This window comes from Stenotrophomonas sp. Steno-Z1 (assembly GCF_056393175.1).
In genome coordinates this window covers 201,847-222,696 of record NZ_JBWJPB010000001.1, presented here as the reverse complement: position 1 = coordinate 222,696, position 20,850 = coordinate 201,847, and the positions used below count along the sequence as shown (strand labels likewise).

General features: G+C 67.8%; 15 protein-coding genes. 5 read left to right on the top strand and 10 right to left on the bottom strand.

Annotated features, from left to right (window positions below):
- Positions 1–92 precede the first annotated feature (92 nt).
- From AC06FD_RS00945 to AC06FD_RS00935, 3 genes are all read right to left on the bottom strand, one after another.
- Positions 93–1,814 carry a thiamine pyrophosphate-dependent enzyme gene (locus AC06FD_RS00945; protein WP_259206393.1) on the bottom strand — a complete coding sequence of 574 codons (1,722 nt, stop codon included), beginning with the start codon at positions 1,812–1,814 and terminating at the stop codon, positions 93–95.
- 107 nt (positions 1,815–1,921) lie between these two features.
- On the bottom strand, positions 1,922–2,782 hold the full coding sequence (locus tag AC06FD_RS00940; protein WP_478076771.1) for an XAC2610-related protein: 861 nt from the start codon (positions 2,780–2,782) through the stop codon (positions 1,922–1,924).
- A 35-nt stretch (positions 2,783–2,817) separates the two neighbouring features.
- A complete protein-coding gene (locus tag AC06FD_RS00935; protein ID WP_478076770.1) occupies positions 2,818–3,300 on the bottom strand; it encodes a DUF3574 domain-containing protein in 483 nt (160 codons plus the stop codon).
- 238 nt (positions 3,301–3,538) lie between these two features.
- Between AC06FD_RS00935 and AC06FD_RS00930 the strand changes: the two genes are divergently transcribed.
- The 4 genes from AC06FD_RS00930 (at position 3,539) to otsA (ending at position 10,636) form a co-directional block, all read left to right on the top strand.
- The gene (locus AC06FD_RS00930; protein WP_478076769.1) at positions 3,539–5,989 is read left to right on the top strand and encodes a TonB-dependent receptor plug domain-containing protein; all 2,451 of its coding nucleotides are present in this window, start codon (positions 3,539–3,541) and stop codon (positions 5,987–5,989) included.
- Positions 5,990–6,666: 677 nt separating this feature from the next.
- Positions 6,667–7,425, top strand: coding sequence for a trehalose-phosphatase (gene otsB / locus AC06FD_RS00925; protein WP_478076768.1), 759 nt, complete (start codon positions 6,667–6,669; stop codon positions 7,423–7,425).
- A 68-nt stretch (positions 7,426–7,493) separates the two neighbouring features.
- Complete coding sequence (locus AC06FD_RS00920) at positions 7,494–9,275, top strand: glycoside hydrolase family 15 protein (RefSeq protein WP_259206403.1); 1,782 nt, start codon at positions 7,494–7,496, stop codon at positions 9,273–9,275.
- Positions 9,272–10,636 (top strand): alpha,alpha-trehalose-phosphate synthase (UDP-forming), encoded by a 1,365-nt coding sequence (gene otsA, locus AC06FD_RS00915; RefSeq protein ID WP_259206406.1) that lies wholly within the window; start codon positions 9,272–9,274, stop codon positions 10,634–10,636. The genes AC06FD_RS00920 and otsA overlap by 4 nt, the downstream gene beginning before the upstream one ends.
- 125 nt (positions 10,637–10,761) lie before the next feature.
- Here the strand turns inward: otsA and AC06FD_RS00910 are convergent, their stop codons facing one another.
- From AC06FD_RS00910 to rluD, 3 genes are read right to left on the bottom strand one after another with little or no spacing between them, the layout of a single operon-like run.
- Positions 10,762–11,181, bottom strand: coding sequence for a thiol-disulfide oxidoreductase DCC family protein (locus AC06FD_RS00910; protein ID WP_478076767.1), 420 nt, complete (start codon positions 11,179–11,181; stop codon positions 10,762–10,764).
- Positions 11,182–11,185: 4 nt separating this feature from the next.
- Positions 11,186–11,965, bottom strand: a complete 780-nt coding sequence (gene pgeF, locus AC06FD_RS00905) for a peptidoglycan editing factor PgeF (protein ID WP_478076766.1) — start codon at positions 11,963–11,965, stop codon at positions 11,186–11,188.
- Complete coding sequence (gene rluD / locus AC06FD_RS00900; RefSeq protein WP_478076765.1) at positions 11,965–12,960, bottom strand: 23S rRNA pseudouridine(1911/1915/1917) synthase RluD; 996 nt, start codon at positions 12,958–12,960, stop codon at positions 11,965–11,967. Before rluD ends, pgeF begins: the two co-directional genes overlap by 1 nt.
- Positions 12,961–13,076: 116 nt before the next feature.
- Between rluD and AC06FD_RS00895 the strand changes: the two genes are divergently transcribed.
- Positions 13,077–13,961: an outer membrane protein assembly factor BamD gene (locus AC06FD_RS00895; RefSeq protein WP_259206413.1), complete on the top strand. Its 885-nt coding sequence runs from the start codon at positions 13,077–13,079 to the stop codon at positions 13,959–13,961.
- Between the two features lie 626 nt (positions 13,962–14,587).
- Here the strand turns inward: AC06FD_RS00895 and AC06FD_RS00890 are convergent.
- The 4 genes from AC06FD_RS00890 to sucC all read right to left on the bottom strand — a co-directional run bounded on the left by AC06FD_RS00890 (position 14,588) and on the right by sucC (position 20,543).
- Positions 14,588–16,222 (bottom strand): NAD+ synthase, encoded by a 1,635-nt coding sequence (locus tag AC06FD_RS00890; RefSeq protein ID WP_259206414.1) that lies wholly within the window; start codon positions 16,220–16,222, stop codon positions 14,588–14,590.
- Positions 16,223–16,321: 99 nt separating this feature from the next.
- Entirely contained in the window at positions 16,322–18,241 is a 1,920-nt protein-coding gene (locus tag AC06FD_RS00885; protein WP_478076764.1) for an acyltransferase family protein, read from the bottom strand.
- An 81-nt stretch (positions 18,242–18,322) separates the two neighbouring features.
- On the bottom strand, positions 18,323–19,198 hold the full coding sequence (gene sucD / locus AC06FD_RS00880; RefSeq protein ID WP_128097080.1) for a succinate--CoA ligase subunit alpha: 876 nt from the start codon (positions 19,196–19,198) through the stop codon (positions 18,323–18,325).
- Positions 19,199–19,373: 175 nt separating this feature from the next.
- A complete protein-coding gene (sucC, locus tag AC06FD_RS00875) occupies positions 19,374–20,543 on the bottom strand; it encodes an ADP-forming succinate--CoA ligase subunit beta (protein ID WP_259206417.1) in 1,170 nt (389 codons plus the stop codon).
- Positions 20,544–20,850 lie beyond the last annotated feature (307 nt).

Sequence of the window (20,850 nt, the reverse complement as noted above, 5' to 3'; positions counted from 1 at the left end):
CCCCCCTGCCCCCGCGGCTGCGGCGCGGCCCGCCCCCCGGGGGCCGCGTTGCGTCGTGCCGGCCAGTGGCCGGCACTCGCCGGGCGGTTGCCTCAGGGCTTGTTGAGGAAGTTGTTCGCCAGCAGGTCGCGCACGTCGCCTACCCGTCCGCTCAGCAAGGCCTTGGCCGCATACAGCGCGGTGCCGGCCACCTGCTTGGCTTCCACCTGCGGCGGCATCACCAGTTCGGTCGGGCTGGTGTGCACATCCAGGAGTGCCGGGCCGGGATGGGCCAGGAAGTCCCTTACCGCCTGCTCCAGGTCCTCGGAACGGGTCACGGTGCGCCCGTAGAAGCCGATCACCTCGGCTAGGCGGCCGAAATCGGGGTTCTTCAAGTCGGTGTAGTTGTCCAGCAGGCCCTCGACCTTCTGCTCCAGTTCGACGAAGTTGAGCGAGCTGTTGTTGTAGACCACCACCTTGATCGGCAGGTTTTCCTGCACCGCTGTGAGCAGGTCGCCGAGCAGCATCGCGATGCCGCCGTCGCCGGACAGCGAGATGACCTGTCGGCCGGGATAGGCCTTCTGCAGGCCGAGGGCCTGCGGCATCGCGTTGGCCATCGTGCCGTGCAGCAGGCTGGTCAGCGTGCGGCGGCGCCCGTTGGCGCGGATGTGGCGCAGGATCCACACCATCGGCGACCCGCCGTCGGCGGTGAACAGGGCATCGTCGCTGGCGTAGCGGTTGATCAGCGCGGTCAGGTGCTGCGGGTGGATCAGCTCGCCCTCGCCCGGCTCCTCCTCCTTGGCCCGCGTGGCCAGCGCCTTGTCGCGGTGGCTGATGCACTCGTCCAGGAAGCTGTGGTCCTCGCGCGGCGGCAGCAGCGGCAGCAAGGCCTCCAGTGTCGGGCCGATGTCGCCGACCACGCCCAGGTTGACCGGGTGGCGGCGGCCAAGGTGGCTGCCATCGCGATCGACCTGGATCAGCGTGGCCTTGTCCGGGTAGTACTGGCCCCAGGCGAAGTCGGCGCCGAGCAGCAGCAGCGTGTCGCAGGCCATCAGCGTGTGGTAGCCCGACTCGATGCCGAAGATGCCGGTCATGCCCATGTTGTACGGGTTGTCGTACTCCACGAAATCCTTGGCCCGCGAGGTATGCGCGATCGGTGCCTTGAGCCGTTCGCCCAGCGCCACCAGCGCGTCATGGGCATGCTCGCAGCCGGCGCCGGCATAGATGCCGATGCGCTTGCCCTGGCCGATCAGCGCGGCGATACGCTGCAGTTCGTCGTCGCTGGGGCGCAGCACCGGTTGGGTGTAGTGCACCGAAAACGGCACATCGTGCTTGACCTCGGCCTCGCTGATGTCCGCCGGCAGGATCACCACCGCTACGCCGCGCCGGCTGATCGCCGCCTGGCAGGCCAGCGCGACCACGCGACGCGCCTGCTGCGCGCTGTACACCTGCTCGCAGAACACGCTGCAACTGGCATACACCGCCTTGAAATCCACCTCCTGCGGGAACTCCATGCCCAGCTCGGCGGTGACCACTTGGCTGGCGATCAGCACCATCGGCGCGCGGTTGCGGTTGGTTTCGAACACGCCGTTGATGAAGTGCAGCCCGCCCGGGCCGCACGAGCCGGCACAGGCGGTGAGCTGCCCACTGATCAGCGACTCGGCGCCGGCGGCGAAGGCGGCCACTTCCTCGTGCCGCATGTGCACCCACTCGATCTCGCTGTGGTGGATGGCATCGGTAACGTAGTTGAGGGTGTCGCCGACGATGCCGTAACAATGACGGACACCGGCGGCCTGCAGGGTTTCAACCACGATCTCGGCAACGCGCTTGCTCATGGGGGAACGTCCACGACCTGGGGGAAGCGTCAGGGTAGACCCGCGAAAGTGATCTCCATGTGCGAATCGGCGCGGCCATGGGCACGCGGGAAATGCGTGCACCGCCCTCAGGGACGCGCATCCACCCAGCCGATGACATCGCCCCGCGTGGGGTTGGCGTAACGCAGCTTCACCCACCCGTCCTCCTCATCCAGCAGCTCGACGCGATCGTCCTTGACCAGGTAGCGCCGGGTAGCCGTGTCGCCCGGACGCGTGTACAGCGGCAGGCGCGCGGGCACCACCTGGCCGCTGACCGGCAGCAGCGGCGCGGTGCCGCGCGGCGACGCCAGTCCATCGGCGATCGCGGTCTCCAGCACGCGACCGGCCGGATCGAACGTGCTCCAGACAGCCAGCGGCCCGCTGTCGGCGGTCTGCTTGAAGAACACGACGGCCTCCAGCGCGTCGCCCAGCGTCATCATGCGCTCGGCCCGGTACAGGTACAGGCGCGCGCCGTCATAGCGGTACTGGTCCACGTACCACATCGGGCCACTGCGGCAGCTGCTGCTCAGCAGGCGGTTGTCCGCGTCCACGGTCAACCCCATCAGGCCGCCGCACTGCGCGTGGTCATGCGTGGCCGGCGCCAGTGCCACCAACGCCTGCCGCCGTGGGTCGAAGCGGTAGACGGCCACCGCCTCGTTGACCATGCCCACGCTCGCCCGCGCGACCAGCTCCGGGCGTCCGTCGAAATCCACGTCCTCGGCCGTCAGGTCGGCATTGCCGTCGGCATCGGGCGCCCCCGGCAGCCGCTGGCGCGCGCCCGAAGGCTGCAGCACGACGGCGATGTCGCCGCCTTCCTCTACCTCGGCCTGCACCTGCACGCCCGGCGCGGGCTCGAACCGCAGGCGCCCCGGATCGCCCGCCTGCGCCTGCGCGACCGGCAGCGCAAGACCCAGCAGCAGTGCCAGCGCCCATCCATCCCTGTGCTTCATCATCGCTCCGCGTGGCGCCACCGCGGCGCCCTGGATCAGAACGATACGTCAACCGCCTGCTGCGCCCACAGCACCGACTGGTGGCCGGTGGCCTGCTTCCACGCCAGGCGGATGGCTTCGATGTCGGCGCGGCGCTGCGGGGTGTTCTCGTGCAGCACCACCAGCACCTTGGTGCGCAGGCGGTTGGGCTCGGCCGCGCCGCGGAACAGCCACTGGCCGTAGGCGTCGAACACGGTCAGGCCATCGGGGAAGCGCGGGGTGACCTGCTTGTCGAGGAAATCGCGCCACTGCGCCTCGCTGATGGCGTCCGTCTGCTTGCGCTCGGACGCGCCGCTCTCCTCGCCCACGCCAAAGTACAGCTCGCTGCGCACCCAGCCTGCGGCGGCATCGGGGCGGGCGGCATCGCCCTGCAGGGTGGCGGTGGCGGTGGCCGGCGGCGCCGGCTTGGCCGTGGGCGCGGCGGTGGCGCAGCCAGTGGCGGCCAGGGCCACGGCGAACAGGACAGCATAGGACTTCATCGAAAAACTCCAGGAAATGCAGGCGTACAGGGGGAAGAAGGGTGCAGGACATCCGGTTCCTGCATAGATCACCAGCCGTTATCTGCTGATGACCATAGGCGATCGGACTTGCATCACATCCGCCATCACGCCAAGATAATATATCGCTTCATCCGGATGGATTGGTAGTGCCGACCGTTGGTCGGCAACGCCGCCTCCCCGCTCTCCCCTCCCCCCCCGTCGTCCCGCTGGAGTCCGCATGTCCCGTCCGTCCGCGTCGCGCCTTGGCCTTGCCATCGCGCTCGTCCTCTCCTCCCCCCTGCTCGCCCAGGACGTACATGCGCAGGACGCGCCCGGCTCGGCCACCACGCTGGACACCGTGATCGTCACCGGCACCCGCGCGGTCGACCGCACGGTGCTGGAATCCACCTCGCCGGTGGACGTGCTCACCGCCGAGGACATCCGCAAGGCCGGCGTGGTCAACGGCGAGCTGGGCAGCGCGCTGCAGGCGCTGCTGCCCTCGTTCAACTTCCCGCGCCAGTCCAACTCCGGCGGGGCCGACCACATCCGTGCCGCGCAGCTGCGCGGGCTGTCGCCGGACCAGGTGCTGGTGCTCGTGAACGGCAAGCGCCGCCACACCAGCGCGCTGGTCAACACCGACAGCAAGATCGGCAAGGGCACCACGCCGGTCGACTTCAACGCGATTCCGATCAGCGCGATCAAGCGCATCGAGGTACTGCGCGATGGCGCCGGCGCGCTGTACGGCTCCGATGCGGTGGCCGGGGTGATCAACGTGATCCTCGATGACGCCCCGGAAGGCGGCGCGTTCGAGGCCAGCTTCGGCGCCAACCACACCGACCTCAAGCCGATCGACCGGACCATCACCGATGGCCAGACCAGCTACGCCAGCGCCAAGGTCGGCACCCGGCTGGGCGACGACGGTGGTTTCCTGCGCGTGGGCCTGGAATTGAAAAACCACGAAGGCACCAACCGCGCCGGCTTCGACCAGATCCCGCCTTGGGACCAGAGCGATACCAACCTGGCGCTGCAGGGCAAGCGCAATTATGTGCTGGGCGATGGCAAGACCCGTGACCTCAACGCCTGGATCAACAGCGAACTGCCGTTCGGTGAGACCTCCAAGTTCTATTTCTTCAGTACGTTCAACCAGCGCGACAGCGAAGGCGCCAACTACTTCCGCTACCCCGACAGCGACGCCAACTGGGCACAGGTCTACCCCAACGGTTACCGCCCGATTTCCGAAGGCGAAAACCGCGACGTGCAGGCCGTGGCCGGTGCGAAGGGCCAATGGGGCGAGTGGAACTACGACGCCAGCCTGGATTACGGCACCAACAGCTTCACCTACCGCCTGCGCAACTCGCTCAACGCCTCGCTCGGCCCGACCAGCCCGACCCGCTTCAAGACCGGCGACTACCAGAACGAACTGACCGTGGCCAACCTCGACCTGGGCCGCGTGTTCAACCAGGGCGACACCATCAGCCACAGCCTCGGGCTGGGCGTGGAAGCACGCCGCGACCACTACCAGACCCGTCCGGGCGACCCGAGCAGCTACGCCGCCGGCCCGTTCACCGACCGCCCGACCGGCTCCCAGGCCGGCGGTGGCCTGACCCCGCAGGACGCCACCTCGCTGTCGCGCGACGTGGCCAGCGCCTATGCCAGCCTGTCCAGCCAGTTCGGCGAGCACTTCTCCAGCGACCTGGCCGCGCGTTACGAACACAGCGACGACTACGGCGGCGAGCTCACCGGCAAGCTGGGCCTGCGCTATGAATTCACCCCGGCGTTCGCGCTGCGCGGGGCGATTTCCAACAACTTCCGCGCGCCCTCGCTGGCGCAGATCGGCTACGAGTCCACGTCCACCGGCTACAACGCCGCTGGCCAGCTGGTGCAGGGCCGGGTGCTGTCGGTCAACAACCCGATCGCCCGTGGCCTCGGGGCCGCCGACCTGAAGCCGGAGAAGTCGCTCAACACCAGCCTGGGCTTCACCAGCCGCATCGGCGACCACTTCGATGTGTCGCTGGACTTCTTCCAGATCGATATCGACGACCGTATCGCGCTGTCGGAGAGCATCACCGGCGACGCACTCACCGACTACGTGCAGCAGCAGTTCGGCGTAGCCGGGCTGCAGAGCGCCAGCTTCTTCGTCAACGCCGCCGACACCCGCACCCGCGGTGCCGAACTGGTCAGCAACTGGCGGCAGTCGCTGGGCGATGGCGAACTGGTGCTGACCGGCACCTATGCCTACACCAAGACCACGCTGAAGAACGTGCTGGCCACGCCGGCCAGCCTGCTGGCGCTGGACCCGGACTACGTGCTGTTCGGCGTGGAGGAGACCAACACCCTCACCGACGCCACCCCACGCACCCGTGCCGCCCTGGCCGCCAGCTGGAGTGACGACCGCTGGTCGCTGAGCAGCCGGCTCAGCCGTTACGGCAGCGTGACCCGCGTGTTCAACTTCGGCGATGGCTTCATCCCGCGCCAGACCTATGGCGCCGAATGGCAGCTCGATGCGGAAGTGGAGTTCAAGATCACCCCGCAGTGGAGCGTGGCCGTGGGCGGGCAGAACCTGACCGACAATTACTCGGACCTGTCCAACGACGACATCTACTACTACGGCAACCTGCCGTATGACGTGCTGTCGCCGGTGGGGAGCAATGGTGCGTACTATTACGGTCGCGTGCGGTATACGTTCTGATCGTTGGTGCAGCCGACCAACGGTCGGCTCTACCGGTCGCGTGCGGTACACGTTCTGATCGTTGGTGCAGCCGACCAACGGTCGGCTCTACGGGTCGCGTGCGGTATGCGTCCGATCATTGGTGCAGCCGACCAACGGTCGGCTCTACCCGCGGGTGATGATGCAAGGTAGAGCCGACCCATGGTCGGCTGCCTTCCTCTGCGATCAAGCCATGTCGAGGACGGACGGCGATTGGCCCGCCCAGGATCGCGCACCGGTGGTGCAGCCGACCAACGGTCGGCTCTACGGGACGCGTGCGGCATACGTTCTGATCGTTGGTGCAGCCGGGCATGGCCCGGCTCTACCCGCGGGTGATGATGCAAGGTAGAGCCGACCCATGGTCGGCTGCCTTCCTCTGCGCTCAAGCCATGTCAAGGACGGCCGGCGATTGGCCGGCCCAGGATCGCGCACCGTTGGTGCAGCCGACCAACGGTCGGCTCTACGGGTCGCGTGCGGTATGCGTTCCGATCATCGGTGCAGCCGACCAACGGTCGGCTCTACCCGCGGGTGACGAGGCAAGGTAGAGCCGACCCATGGTCGGCTGCCTTCCTCTGCGATCAAGCCATGTCAAGCACGGGCGGCGGTTGGCCGGTCTCCCATGACCTGACAATCACACCGTGAATGGCATGTTTGCACGCATGGCCAACGACCTCCCCCCGCGTCCGTCGCCGCCACTGCTGGACGATGCCTGTGCGTTGTTCCTCGACGTGGATGGCACCCTGATCGAATTTGAGCGTGACCCCGAAGCGGTCACGCTGCTGCCCGAAGTCCGCGACGCCATCGGCCGCATCAGCGATCGCCTTGAAGGCGCCGTCGCCCTCATCAGCGGCCGCCCGCTCAACCAGCTCGACGAACTCTTCGCCCCCCTGCACCTCCCGGCCGCCGGCCTCCACGGTCATGAACTGCGTCACGCCGATGGCCACGTCGACAGCCAGGCCAACAGCACCGATACCAGCGAATGGCTGCACGCCGTACACCAGCAGGCCATGCGTTTCGCGCACGGCAATCCCGGCGTGCTGGTCGAAAACAAGGGCCGCAGCCTGGCCCTGCACTGGCGCGGCGCGCCGCATGCCGCCGCCGAGGTGCGTGCCTTCGCCGATCGCCACATCCGCGGGCATACCGGCTACCGGCTGCAACCGGGCGACCACGTGGTCGAGTTCGTGCCCGAGGGCAGCGACAAGGGCCGCGCCCTGCAGCAGCTGATGCAGCAACCCCCGTTCCGTGGGCGCCTGCCGGTGTTCCTCGGCGACGACCTCACCGACGAATTTGGCTTCAACGCCGCCAACGCCCAGCACGGCTGGAGCGTTCTGGTCGGCGCGCGCAGCCCCAGCGCCGCGGTATTCGCCCTGCCGCACATCCGCAGCGTGCACGCCTGGCTGCAGGAAAACGCGTACTGACTCCCCCACCGCCGCCGCCCCGCTGCAGCCCTGTCGCGGGGCGGCCCGAACGAGATGCACCGCTCCCCATGAAAGAACCTGATCTGAATCTTGGCGTGGTCGGCAACGGCAGCTTCGGCGCGTTGATCGACCAGCACGCACGCGTGGTCTGGAGCTGCCTGCCGACCTTCGACGGCGACCCCACCTTCTGCGCCCTGCTCGGCCCCAACCAGAACGAAGGCGGCGACTTCGCGATCGAACTGGAAGACCTGGTCGGCAGCGAACAGAGCTACCTCACCAACACCGCCATCCTGCGCACCGTCCTGCACGACAAGCACGGTGGTTCGCTGGAAATCCTCGATTTCGCCCCGCGCTGGCGCCAGAACGAGCGTTTCTACCGTCCCGTCAGCCTGATCCGCCAGGTGCGTCCGCTGGCCGGCAACCCGCGCATCATCGTGCGCGCGCGCCCGCTGGCCGACTGGGGCGCACGCGTGCCGGAGGCCACCTGGGGGAGCAACCACATCCGCTGGATCCTCCCGGACCACGTGCTGCGGCTGACCACCGACGTGCCGCTGCGCTTCGTCCGCGACGGCCTGCCCTTCGTGCTGAGCCACCCGGTCAACCTGGTGCTGGGCGTGGACGAATCGCTGAACCGCTCGCTCAGCGGCTATGTGCAGGAGTCCTTCCAGCGCACCCGCGACTACTGGCGCGAATGGGTCCGCTACCTGTCCATCCCGCTGGAATGGCAGGACGCGGTGATCCGCAGCGCGATCACCCTCAAGCTGTGCCAGTACGAAGACAGTGGCGCGATCATCGCCGCGATGACCACCTCCATTCCCGAGGCGCCGGGCAGCATCCGCAACTGGGATTACCGCTACTGCTGGCTGCGCGACGCGGCATTCGTGGTGCGCACGCTCAACCGCCTCGGCGCCACTCGCACCATGGAGCAGTTCCTCGGCTACATCTTCAACCTGGCCACCACCGATGGCAGCCTGCAGCCACTGTACGGGATCGGCTTCGAGGCGAAGCTGGAGGAGACCGAAGTGGCGTCGCTGGACGGCTACCGCGGCATGGGCCCGGTGCGTCGCGGCAACCTGGCCTGGGTGCAGCGCCAGCACGATGTCTACGGCAGCGTGGTGCTGGCCTCCACCCAGTTGTTCTTCGACCAGCGCCTGCAGGACCCGGGCGATGCGCATACCTTCGCGCGGCTGGAGCCGCTCGGTGAGCAGGCCTTCGCCCTGCACGACGTGCCCGATGCCGGTCTGTGGGAGTTCCGCGGCCGCACCGAAGTGCACACCTACACCAGCGCGATGTGCTGGGCCGCCTGCGACCGGCTGTGCAAGATCGCCATCCGCCTCAAGCTGGATGACCGCGCCGATTACTGGCGCGCGCGCGCCGACACCATCCACGCGCGGATCCTGCGCGAGGCATGGAGCGAGGAGCTCGGCCACTTCACCGATACGTTCGGCGGCCACCGCCTGGATGCCTCGCTGCTGCTGCTGGCGGACATCGGCTTCATCGAGGCCGGTGACGCGCGCTTCGTGGCCACCGTCGAGGCGATCGGGCGTGACCTGAAGCATGGCAACGCGCTGTACCGTTACGTCGCCCCGGATGATTTCGGCGAGCCCGAAACCAGCTTCACCATCTGCACCTTCTGGTACATCGACGCGCTGGCGGCGATCGGCCGCCTGGACGAGGCACGCGAGATGTTCGAGATGCTGCTGGAGCGCCGCAACCATCTCGGCCTGCTCTCCGAAGACCTGGCCTTCGACAGTGGTGAAGCCTGGGGCAACTTCCCGCAGACCTACTCGCATGTGGGCCTGATCACCGCGGCGATGCGTCTGTCGCGCAGCTGGCAGGAAGCGTCATGAGCCGCCTGGTGGTGGTCTCCAACCGGGTCGCCGTGCCCGGTGAATCACGCGCGGGCGGGCTCGCGGTGGGGCTGCTGGCCGCACTGAAGGAACGCGGCGGGGTGTGGTTCGGCTGGAGTGGCAAATCGGTCCGCGACAACAGCGGCACCCTGCATGAGCAGGTCGAGGGTGATATCCGCTATGTCACCATGGATCTCAACAAGCGCGACGTCGACGGCTACTACAACGGCTTTGCCAACCGCACGCTGTGGCCGTTGCTGCACTTCCGCCTCGACCTGGTCGACTACGACCGCGCCACCCGCGAGACGTATCGGCGGGTCAATGCGTTGTTCGCCGACAAGCTGGCGCCGCTGCTGCGCGAAGACGACATCGTCTGGATCCACGATTACCACCTGATCCCGTTGGCGTCGCTGCTGCGCGAGCGTGGCATCGGCTGCCGGATCGGCTTCTTCCTGCACGTGCCGATGCCGTCGGCCGACCTGCTGCAGGCCATGCCCGACCACCTGCGCCTGTTCTCCAGCCTGTATGCCTACGACCTGGTCGGCTTCCAGACCCAGCGCGACGCCGATCGCTTCCAGTCCTACGTGCGCCTGTTCGGCGGCGGCCGGGTGCTGGCCGATGGCGAACTGGAAGCCCCCGGTGGGCGCCGCTTCCGTGCGGCCGCCTTCCCGATCGGCATCGACACCGACTACATCGCCCGCCAGGCCAAGGCCGGCGCCAACAAGCCGGCCGTGCGCGACCTGCGCAACAGCCTGCGCGACCGGCAACTGGCGATCGGGGTGGATCGGCTGGACTACTCCAAGGGCCTGCCGGAGCGCTTCATGGGCTTCGAGCGCTACCTGGAGCGCCACCCGGACCAGCACGGCAGCCTGACCTACCTGCAGATCGCCCCGGTCTCGCGCGGCGATGTCACCGAATACCGGCAACTGCGCAGCCAGCTCGAACAGATCGCCGGGCACATCAATGGCGGCCACGCCGCCCCGGACTGGACGCCGCTGCGCTACGTCAACCAGAACTTCACCCATGCCACCCTGACCGGCTTTTACCGTGCCGCCGCGGTGGGCCTGGTCACCCCGCTACGCGATGGCATGAACCTGGTCGCCAAGGAATACGTGGCCTCGCAGGACCCGGAGAACCCGGGCGTGCTGGTGCTGTCGTTGCTGGCCGGCGCTGCCGACGAGCTCAAGCAGGCGCTGCTGGTCAACCCGCATGACCTGGACGGCGTGGCCGACGCAATCGCCACCGCTGCGACCATGCCCCTGCGCAAACGCGTGGAGCGATGGCAGGCGATGATGGAGCATCTGCGCGCGCACGACATCAACCATTGGCGGCAGACGTACCTGCAGGCGCTGGAAGGCTGACGCGGACGAGTGCCCGGCGGCCGCACCTGCCGGGCGATGGCCAGGGTCGACCTTCGACGGCGACCCGCTGCAGGTCGACACCCCGTGGATCCCGGCGACGTGCCGGCCTGGCCTGCGCCCCCGGGTCAATCCAGGAAGCGGGTCGCCTGCGCGGGTGTCGGCAGATAGCAACTGTCATGCCGCCCGAACCAGCGGTAGCGGTTGCGCGCCAGCACGCGGTAGGCACCATCGCGCCACACCCGTGGCAGCACCCTTAGCACCATGACCATCCGCCACGCGCCGCCCAGCCCGCCCACCACCCGCATGATCGCATCGGTATCGGTCCAGGCCCTGCCCTGCTCGAGCAGCAGGAACGACAGCGGATCCTCCGGATCCAAACCGTGCTGCTCCAGCAGCGCACGTCCGTGCGTGCCCTGCATCGCCGCGAAGCGATAGCGCCCGCGATGGTCGAAACGCAGCAGGAAACGAACCCAGCGGCTGCACAACGCGCATACGCCGTCGAACACGATCACCGCACCCTCGGCACGCGCGTCGTCGCCGCTCATGCGCTCAGGGCGCCATCCACGCCAGCGTCGCCATGCGTCCGGTACGCCGGTCGCGCCGGTGCGAATAGAAACGCTGCGGCTCCGCGATGCTGCACAGCTGACCGCCCCTGATCTGCGCAGGATCGATCCCGACGCTGTGCAGGCGCCGCCGCGCCAGCGCATACAGGTCAACCTTCCAGTGACCGGCGCGGGTGGCGACAAAGGCTGCCTGCGCACCCGCATCGCGATCAACGAACGCGGCGAACACGTCCTCGCCCACCTCGTAGTGGGCCGGACCGGCAGCCGGGCCCAACCACGCCTGCACCTGCGCGGGCGGCGTGTGCATGGCCGCCACGGTCGCTTCCAGCATGCCGTCGGCCAGGCCGCGCCACCCGGCGTGGGCCACGGCGACTTCCGTGCCGTCGCGGGCAGCGAACACCACCGGCAGGCAATCGGCGGTGAGGATGGCCAGCACCACGCCCGGCACCGAGGTCACCGATGCATCGGCGGTCGGCTCCACGTCCACGCCCTGGGCGCTGGGGGGCGCATCGAACCGCAGCACCGTGGTGCCGTGCACCTGGCGCAGCCAATGGGGCGCCGATGGCAGTGCCAGCCCGGCCTGCAACAGGTCGCGATTGCGCTGCACCTGCACCGGGTCGTCGCCATCCACCGCGTAACGGTTGCCCATGTTGAACTGGTCGAACGGCGGCAACGAGCCACCTGCGCCGTGCCGCAGCGTGGTGCAGGCCCGCACCCGGGGCGGTGCAGGCCAATCGGCCACCAGCAGGGGAAGCGACGCGTGCATCAACGGCGACCGCGTTCCAGTTCGGCGAAGCGCTTGCTGTCCTCGCGCAGTGCCTGCATCAGCGCCAGCATGTCGGCCGGCGGCGGCGCGCTGTTGGTGATCGTTTCACCGGTGATCGGGTGCACGAACTCCAGCGTTTCGGCGTGCAGCGCCTGGCGCTTGAAACCACGCAGCTGGGCGACCAGTTCATCGCTGGCACCCTTGGGCAGCTTCAGGGCGCCGCCGTACAGCTGGTCGCCGATGATCGGATGGCGCAGGTGCGCCATGTGCACGCGGATCTGGTGGGTACGCCCGGTTTCCAGGCGGCACTCCAGCGCGGTGTGCGCGCGGAAGCGCTCGCGCAGGCGGTAATGGGTGATCGCATCCTTGCCGTCTTCGCGCACCGCCATGCGCACGCGGTCGCGCGGGTGGCGGTCGATCGCCGCATCGGCGGTGCCGCCGGAGACCAGCGCGCCCACCACGATGGCCAGGTACTGGCGGTGCACCTGGCGCGCGGACAGCTGCTCCACCAGTGCGGTCTGCGCCTGGATGGTCCGCGCGATCACCATGACGCCGCTGGTGTCCTTGTCCAGCCGGTGCACGATGCCCGCGCGCGGCAGCACCGACAGCGACGGCTCGCGGAACAGCAGCGCGTTGACCAGGGTGCCGGTGGGGTTGCCGGCGCCGGGATGGACCACCAGGCCGACCGGCTTGTTGATCACGAACACGTGCTCGTCCTCGTACAGCACCTCCAGCGGGATGTCCTCCGGCTCGGCATGGGTCTGGGTGTCGAGCACGACATGCAGGCTGGCCACCTCGCCGCCGCGCACCGGGTCGCGCCCGCGGACCTGCTCGCCGTCCAGCAGGACGTCGCCGGACTTGATCCACTCGGTCAGCTTGGATCGGGAAAATTCAGGGAACAGCTCGGCCAGCACGGCATCGAAACGCCGTCCAGCGGCGGTGTCGGGCACCACGGCCTGGCGGGGGGATTCGGATTCAGAAGCGTTATCGGACATGGGGAAAGCACCGCAAGGAGACAATTTTGGGGTCCGGGCGACCAGTTTCAGTCGCGGGACAGGCCACTAGGCTATCATCGACCCTTCGTATTCCAGCCGCGTCCCGCCCTGACCCCATGATCCGACGCTCTTCTTTGCTGTCCGCGCCCGTCCGCACCGCCGCCCTGCTGCTGGTCCTGGCCCTCGTCGCCACTGGCTGCCACCGCGGCACCAAGGGCGATAATCCGGATGAAGGCCAGCCGGTCGAACAGATCTACGAGAAGAGCCACCGCCTGATGGAAGGCGGCAACTGGAGCGGGGCCGAGGCCAGCTTCCGGCGCCTGATCGCCCAGTACCCCTATGGTCCGTACACCGAGCAGGCGATGATCGAGACCGCCTACGCCCAGTACAAGGCCGGCAAGCACGATGACGCGGTGTCCAGCGTGGACCGCTTCATCCGTACCTACCCGACCCACCGCAATATCGCCTACCTGTACTACCTGCGTGGCCTGGCCAACGGCAACCGCAACACGGTGTTCCTGCGCCGGGTGTGGTCGCTGGACCCGAGCCGCCGCGACCTGTCCACCCCGCGCCAGGCCTACGCCGACTTCAACATCGTCGTGGACCGCTACCCGAACAGCCGTTACGCCGCCGATGCCCGCAAGCGCATGCTCGAGCTGCGCGACGTGTTCGCCCAGCACGAGCTGGACAACGCCCTGTACTACCTGCGCCGCCAGGCCTGGGTGTCGGCCGCCGGCCGCGCCAACTACCTGCTGGAGACCTACCCGCAGAGCGCCTACCAGTACGACGCGGTCGCCGCCCTGGGCGAGGCTTACACCCACCTGGGCAACAAGACCCTGGCCGACGACGCCCGCCGCGTGCTGGAGCTGAACCAGCCGCAGCACCCGTGGCTGGCCGGCAACTGGCCGAAGTACCCCTGGATGATCCGCAAGCTGAACCCGTTCGCCGGCGAGAAGTCCGCCAGTACCGGTCAGCGCAACGCGACGCTGGAACGCAAGTAAGACCCCGGTCGAGCCTGCCGTCCTGCACGAACAAGGGTCCCGCGAGGGGCCCTTTTTCGTGGCCGGTCAGCAGGCCCGGGAGCCCAAGGAGCGCACGAAACCGGCCCAGTCGTGACCGGGGTGGCGTCCTTGCCAGGCCGCTGGCCGCGCAGGCTTCAGCGCTCGCAGCGGGCCCGTCCGGGCCCGCTGCGAGCCTGCATGACCTCGCGTATTCCGGCCCCCTGCCGCGTCGCGACCAGCCTGCCTGCGCCGGGGCTGCCCCGGCGCCTCGCCGGCCGCCACATCAGCCCTTCTCGCACCACACTGGTCTCGGAGGCCTACTCGCAGGATGCGGCCGCGGCCATCCTCGCCGCCCCAGCGTCGCCAGCGCGCTCGGCGGCCCGGCGTGGGCCTTCACGTCGCGGTGGGCACCGGCCACGCCAGTGCGGGTCCACCTCACCCCGCGTGGCTTGGGACCCGGCATCCGTCGCGCCGCTCGGCGCCGCGGTGAACGCCTCCCTGGGCTAGCTGACCAGGGGCCTGATCCAAGGCCGAGCCGCGCATCGACGGCCGGCTGACCGCCCTGGGCCGCGAACGCCTGGCGACGGCCGCCAGGGGCGGATAGCGGGCGCCTGCCCGCCATCGACTCAGCCCTTGTAGCCGTTGCTGATCGGATAGCGGCGCTCGCGCCCGAACGCACGCCGCGACACCTTCGGGCCCGGCGCGGCCTGGTGGCGCTTCCACTCGCTGGTGCGCACCAGGCGCAGCACCCGGTCCACCACCTCGGGGGCATACCCGGCGGCCACGATCTCCTCGCGCGACTGCTCCTGGTCCACGTAGCGGTACAGGATGCCGTCCAGCACGTCGTAGGCCGGCAGCGAATCCTGGTCGGTCTGGTTGGCGCGCAGCTCGGCCGACGGCGGGCGGCTGATCACCGCCGGCGGGATCACCGGCGCGCCGCCTACCGTGTTGCGCCACTTGGACAGGCCGAACACCTCGGTCTTGTACAGGTCCTTCAACGGCGCGTAGCCACCGCACATGTCGCCGTAGATGGTGGCGTAGCCGACCGCGTATTCACTCTTGTTGCCGGTGGTCAGCAGCAGCCCGCCGAACTTGTTGGACAGCGCCATCAGGATCACCCCGCGGCTGCGCGACTGCAGGTTTTCTTCGGTGACATCGGCCGCCTGGCCCTCGAACATCGGGCCGAGCGCGGCCATCAGGCCCTCGAACACCGGTTCGATCGACACCGCCTCCAGTTTCACCCCCAGCGCGCGGCACTGCTCGGCGGCCAGGTCGTTGGACATGTCGGCGGTGTAGCGCGACGGCAGGCGCACCGCCGTCACGTTGTCCGCGCCCAGCGCATCGACCGCCATCGCCAGCACCAGCGCCGAGTCGATCCCGCCGGACAGGCCCAACCAGACCTTCCTGAAGCCGTTCTTGCGGCAGTAGTCCTGGATGCCGCGCGTCACCGCGCGCCAGGCCAGCGCATCCATGCTTTCATCGCCGTCATCGATCCACTCGCGCGGCAGGAAGCGGCGCGTTTCGGCGTCGTAGTCCACCACCAGCCATTGGTCGGTGAAGGCGGCCGCGGCCGGGTGCACGGTGCCGTCGCCGTCTGCCACCACCGAGGCGCCGTCGAACACCAGCGCGTCCTGGCCACCGACCACGTTGAGGTAGGCGATCGCAGCGCCGCTTTCGCGGGTACGCTCGGCCAACAGGGCGTCGCGCTGGGCGTGCTTGCCGCGCTCGTAGGGCGAGGCATTGGGCACCAGAACCAGCTGCGCACCGTCGCGCACGGTGTCGGCCAGCGGCTCGGCAAACCACAGGTCCTCGCAGATCAACACGCCCACCGGCACGCCCTTCAGCGCGAACACGCAGCTGCCGCCGTCCGGGTCCACGTCGAAGTACCGGCGCTCGTCGAACACCGCATAGTTGGGCAGTTCGCGCTTGCGGTAGGTATGTTCCACCTTGCCATCGCGCAGCACGCTGGCCGCGTTGTACACCACCGCGCCGGCCGCCTGCGGCCAGCCGACCACGGCGGCGATGCCGGTCGTGGCGGCGGCGATGCGCTTGAGCGCCAGCTCGCAGTCGTAAAGGAAACCGGGGCGCAGCAGCAGGTCCTCCGGCGGGTAGCCGCTGATCGCCAGTTCCGGGAACACCACCAGCTCGGCACCGTACTCGTCGCGCGCCTCGGCGATCATCGCGATGATGTTGTCGGTGTTCTGCGCCACCGCGCCCACCGGGAAATCAAACTGCGCCATCGCGATGCGGATCGAAGCCATGAACGTCCAGCCTGTGAGGATACTGGCGCCATTCTAGGCGTTCCGTCTGATCAGAATAGAGGGTCACCCGCCTTGGCACCTGGCCAACGCGTCCGGCCTTCACCTCCCCAACGCCTGGAACTCAGGCTGCGAGGCCAGTTCAGGCCCGAGCCCGCGGACGTAGGTGGCATTCAGATGCTGGCCATCCCGATAAATCAGTGCTCCACCGTCCTCCGCCCGACACCGTCCTCCCGGGCAGACCGCATCGCTGAGATCGAGGACCCGCACACCGCGTGCGCCCCGCGCGGCGACCTGCAGACGTTGGACGATCACCCGATCCCTGACCGAGTCGAGGTCGACGCTGCATCGCGACTGACGTTCAGCGTCGGTCCATTGCCCCACCCGCGATGTCGCGCACCGTGGGCCATCGAACGGCAACAACGGCGTGGGCGCGAGAATGAGGGTTCTGCCAGCCATCCCATGCAGTCGCGTCAGCAGACTGCGCGTGCCGGTCTCCCATTCCTGCGGTGAAAATGGATAGTCCGCGGTAGACCCGAGGATAAGCAGGTCGGCCGGATGCTGGCGAAGATAGGCAATGACACCGTCGCGCCACCGTTCGCACTCGACGAAGCGGCGATTGATCCTCTGATAGATGAAGGGGTGGTCCACCATCGGGCACGATGACTTGGTCAGGACGACCAGGTGCCACTGCCCGCGCCGGGCAATGTCCTCCAACGCTGGAGACCACTGGGCGGCAACGCTGTCGCCCACCAGCATTACCGTGGGGCGATGTTCGCCGGGTGGGTCCACCAGCGTACAGGGAACCACCCGATCGGCGCGAAACCATTCATCGCAGTCACGTCGTTGATACAGCGCCGGCATGGCGATCGTCCGAAGCAGCGGATGCGGCGCCGCCGTTCCGGCAGGCTGTTGCACCGCTGCCGCGTGCGACCACCCCAGGCCTGCGAATGCCAGCACGACTGCACCGCCCAACCCGGCGAGTACCCAGCGCCGACCCTCCCCGATGGGAAGTGCCAGCGCCGGTCGTTCCACCAGGTGCCACGTCGCCCAGGCGACGCAGAGCGATACCAGAGCCGATATCAACCCCACTTCCACGGACTTGCCAAAGCAGGATGCGGAAAGAACCAGCAACGGCCAATGCCAGAGGTACCAACTGTAGGAGATGCGGCCAAGAAAACGTACTGAAGGATGCTCCAGCCACGTAACCGACGTGCCACGATCACCCTGCAGCAGGAGGAGCGCGGTGCCCACGACGGGGACGGCGGCCCATGCACCCGGGTACACGATGCGATCCGGCGCGAACAGAACGGCTGCGACCAGCAGCATCAGCACGCCCACCGTGCGTGCCGCACGCGATGGCCCCGATCGCAGGCGTATCGCGCCGAACGTCAAACACATCGCGCCGCCTGCGGCCAGTTGCCACAGCCTGAAGGGCGTCTGGTAATAGGCCTGCCAGGAGGCCACCTGCGTCGCCGCCATGCCGAGCAGGTAGCCGCCGATGGCGACTATCCAGCACGCTATCGCGAGCCCCGTCCTCCCCCGCCAACGCCATGCGCCCCATAACAGCCATGGCCAGACCAGATAGAACTGTTCTTCGACACCCAGCGACCAGGTATGCAGGAACAGGCTTGCCGAAGCACCCGGCGAGAAGTAATCGAATTCTGCCGAGGCAAAGTAGATGTTGGATGACCACAACGCCGCCCATCGCCCGCTGTCGGCCTGCAGGCCCCACGCAGCCGCTGGCAGCAGCCATATCGCGGCCAGGCCGGACACCGTGACCATCAACGCGAACGCAGGCAGCAATCGGCGCACGCGCCGCCCATAGAAGACCCACAGGTCGATCCGGCCGTCCTGCTTCAGTTGCCCAGCCAGCAAGCCGGTGATCAAGTAGCCCGAAATGACGAAGAAGACATCTACACCGACGAAGCCGCCCGGAAGCTGGGCCACTCCCGCGTGGGCCAGGACGACCAACAGGACCGCAAGCCCGCGCAGTCCTTCGATATCGCGTCGAAAGATCACCTGATCCCCATCAATGGCCTTCTCCCACAAAAAAGGCCCGCACACGTGCGGGCCTTCGATGCTATCGCAGGGCAGGTCGAATTACTTGACCAGCTTGGCGATGGCCGCGCCCAGGTCGCCCGGCGAACGGACGGTGACAACGCCAGCGGCTTCCATCGCCGCGAACTTGCCTTCGGCAGTGCCCTTGCCGCCCGATGCGATCGCACCGGCGTGGCCCATGCGCTTGCCGGCCGGCGCCGAGGCGCCCGCGATGAAACCGACGACCGGCTTCTTCACGTGGTTCTTGATGTACTCCGCACCGGCTTCTTCAGCGTCGCCGCCGATTTCGCCGACCATGATGATGCCCAGGGTCTGCGGATCTTCGTTGAACAGCTTCAGGCAGTCGACGAAGTTCAGGCCGTTGATCGGGTCGCCGCCGATGCCGATGCAGGTCGACTGACCCAGGCCGACTTCGGTGGTCTGCTTGACCGCTTCATAGGTCAGCGTGCCCGAACGCGACACGATGCCGATCTTGCCCGGCATGTGGATGTGGCCCGGCATGATGCCGATCTTGCACTCGCCCGGGGTGATCACGCCGGGGCAGTTCGGACCGACCAGCACGGTGTCCGGATGCGCGCGGGTCAGCACGTTCTTGACGCGCAGCATGTCCAGCACCGGGATGCCTTCGGTGATGCACACGATGACCTTGATACCGGCAGCCGCGGCTTCCAGGATCGCATCGGCCGCGTACGGCGGCGGCACGTAGATGACCGACGCGTCAGCACCGGTGGCCGACACGGCGTCGGCAACGGTGTTGAAGACCGGCAGATCGATGTGGGTGGTGCCGCCCTTGCCGGGGGTCACGCCGCCAACAACCTGGGTGCCGTACTCGATCATCTGAGTGGCGTGGAAGGTACCCTGCTGGCCGGTGAAGCCCTGCACGATCACCTTGGTGTTCTTGTTGATCAAAACGGACATGTCTTGAAGTCCTTCGTAAATTATTTGGGCCGGCGTCGGAGGAGGAGCCATCGACCAGGTCGATGTCCGTACCGCACGCCACCAGAAGCCCCGTCACGCCGCGTTGCGGAGTGCCAGCCCCCTTGACTCGAGGGGGCATGTCAGGCTTCTGCCGGCGATCCGATGCCGTGGAAAATTAGGCGGCGTTCTTGACAGCTTCGACGACCTTCTTGGCACCGTCGTTGATGTTGTCGGCCGGGATGATGGCCATGCCGCTGTCGCGCAGCAGCTGCTTGCCTTCTTCCACGTTGGTGCCTTCCAGGCGCACCACGACCGGAACCTTGACGCCCACTTCCTTGACCGCGGCGATGATGCCCTCGGCAATCATGTCGCAGCGGACGATGCCGCCGAAGATGTTGACGAAGATGCCTTCGACCTTGTCCGAGGACAGGATCAGCTTGAAGGCTTCGATGACGCGCTGCTTGTTGGCACCGCCGCCCACGTCCAGGAAGTTCGCCGGCTCGCCGCCGTTGAGCTTGATGACGTCCATGGTGGCCATGGCCAGGCCGGCGCCGTTGACCATGCAGCCGATGTTGCCGTCCATGGTGACGTAATTGATGTCCAGCTCCGAAGCGGTCACTTCGGTTTCGTCTTCCTGGGTCTTGTCGCGCATGGCGACCAGGGCCTTCTGACGGAACGCGGCGTTGTCGTCGCTGTCGAACTTGCCGTCCAGCGCGTACAGGTTGCCGTCGTCCAGGATGGCCAGCGGGTTGATTTCAACCAGGGCCAGGTCCTTTTCGTTGAACAGGCGGTACAGGTTCACCATGATGCTGGCGAACTGGCCGGCCTGCTTGGCGGTCAGGCCCAGCTTGAAGCCGAAATCACGGCCGTGGTAACCCTGCACCCCTTCGACGAAGTCGACGTTGAGCGAGTGGATCAGCTCCGGGGTTTCAGCAGCGACCTGCTCGATTTCCACGCCGCCTTCCGAGGAGGCGATGTAGGTGATGGTCTTGGTGCCGCGGTCGACCAGTACCGACAGGTACAGTTCCTTGACGATCTCGCCAGCGGTGGTCACCAGCACCAGGTTGACCGGCAGCTCGACGCCGGCGGTCTGGTAGGTGGCCATCTTGGTGCCGAGCATCTTGGCCGCAGCGGCCTTCACATCGTCGGTGGTCTTGCAGAACTTGACGCCGCCAGCCTTGCCGCGGCCGCCCGCGTGGATCTGCGCCTTGACCATCCAGGGGCCCTGGCCCAGGGAGTTGGCCGCTGCAACTGCTTCATCCGGGGTCGCCGCGACCTTGCCGGCCGGAACGGGAATGCCGTACTCGGCAAGCAGTTGTTTTGACTGGTATTCGTGGAAATTCATGCGTCACCGTGGGAATAGGAACGACCGCACGCATCTCCAGGGCTCCCTCACGGGGCGCCGGTACGGACCGCGGCGGGCCCACTATTGTGGACGAGCCGGCGCGCAGGCGCAAAGACGTGCGACGCCCCGCCCGGCACCCGGCGGTTTTTCGCGGTCATTCAGGCAGTTGCGGCACCGGCCTGGGTGGGGCACTGGCCGGGTGGCGGGTCAAATGCGCGACGCCCGGCCTTCCGGCCGCCCCGTCGGCAGTGCGGCTTGCCTATACTGGACCTTCAACGGAGCGGGCCCGGGCCGTTGAAGGCAGCCG

Excerpts from the sequence above, each read along its gene's own strand:
- AC06FD_RS00930 (WP_478076769.1), top strand. The coding sequence starts at position 3,539 with ATGTCCCGTCCGTCCGCGTCGCGCCTTGGCCTTGCCATCGCGCTCGTC.
- AC06FD_RS00935 (WP_478076770.1), bottom strand. The coding sequence starts at position 3,300 with ATGAAGTCCTATGCTGTCCTGTTCGCCGTGGCCCTGGCCGCCACTGGC.
- otsB (WP_478076768.1), top strand. The coding sequence starts at position 6,667 with ATGGCCAACGACCTCCCCCCGCGTCCGTCGCCGCCACTGCTGGACGAT.
- AC06FD_RS00940 (WP_478076771.1), bottom strand. The coding sequence starts at position 2,782 with ATGAAGCACAGGGATGGATGGGCGCTGGCACTGCTGCTGGGTCTTGCG.
- AC06FD_RS00920 (WP_259206403.1), top strand. The coding sequence starts at position 7,494 with ATGAAAGAACCTGATCTGAATCTTGGCGTGGTCGGCAACGGCAGCTTC.
- sucC (WP_259206417.1), bottom strand. The coding sequence starts at position 20,543 with ATGAATTTCCACGAATACCAGTCAAAACAACTGCTTGCCGAGTACGGC.
- AC06FD_RS00890 (WP_259206414.1), bottom strand. The coding sequence starts at position 16,222 with ATGGCTTCGATCCGCATCGCGATGGCGCAGTTTGATTTCCCGGTGGGC.
- rluD (WP_478076765.1), bottom strand. The coding sequence starts at position 12,960 with ATGTCCGATAACGCTTCTGAATCCGAATCCCCCCGCCAGGCCGTGGTG.
- pgeF (WP_478076766.1), bottom strand. The coding sequence starts at position 11,965 with ATGCACGCGTCGCTTCCCCTGCTGGTGGCCGATTGGCCTGCACCGCCC.
- otsA (WP_259206406.1), top strand. The coding sequence starts at position 9,272 with ATGAGCCGCCTGGTGGTGGTCTCCAACCGGGTCGCCGTGCCCGGTGAA.
- AC06FD_RS00910 (WP_478076767.1), bottom strand. The coding sequence starts at position 11,181 with ATGAGCGGCGACGACGCGCGTGCCGAGGGTGCGGTGATCGTGTTCGAC.
- AC06FD_RS00945 (WP_259206393.1), bottom strand. The coding sequence starts at position 1,814 with ATGAGCAAGCGCGTTGCCGAGATCGTGGTTGAAACCCTGCAGGCCGCC.
- AC06FD_RS00895 (WP_259206413.1), top strand. The coding sequence starts at position 13,077 with ATGATCCGACGCTCTTCTTTGCTGTCCGCGCCCGTCCGCACCGCCGCC.
- sucD (WP_128097080.1), bottom strand. The coding sequence starts at position 19,198 with ATGTCCGTTTTGATCAACAAGAACACCAAGGTGATCGTGCAGGGCTTC.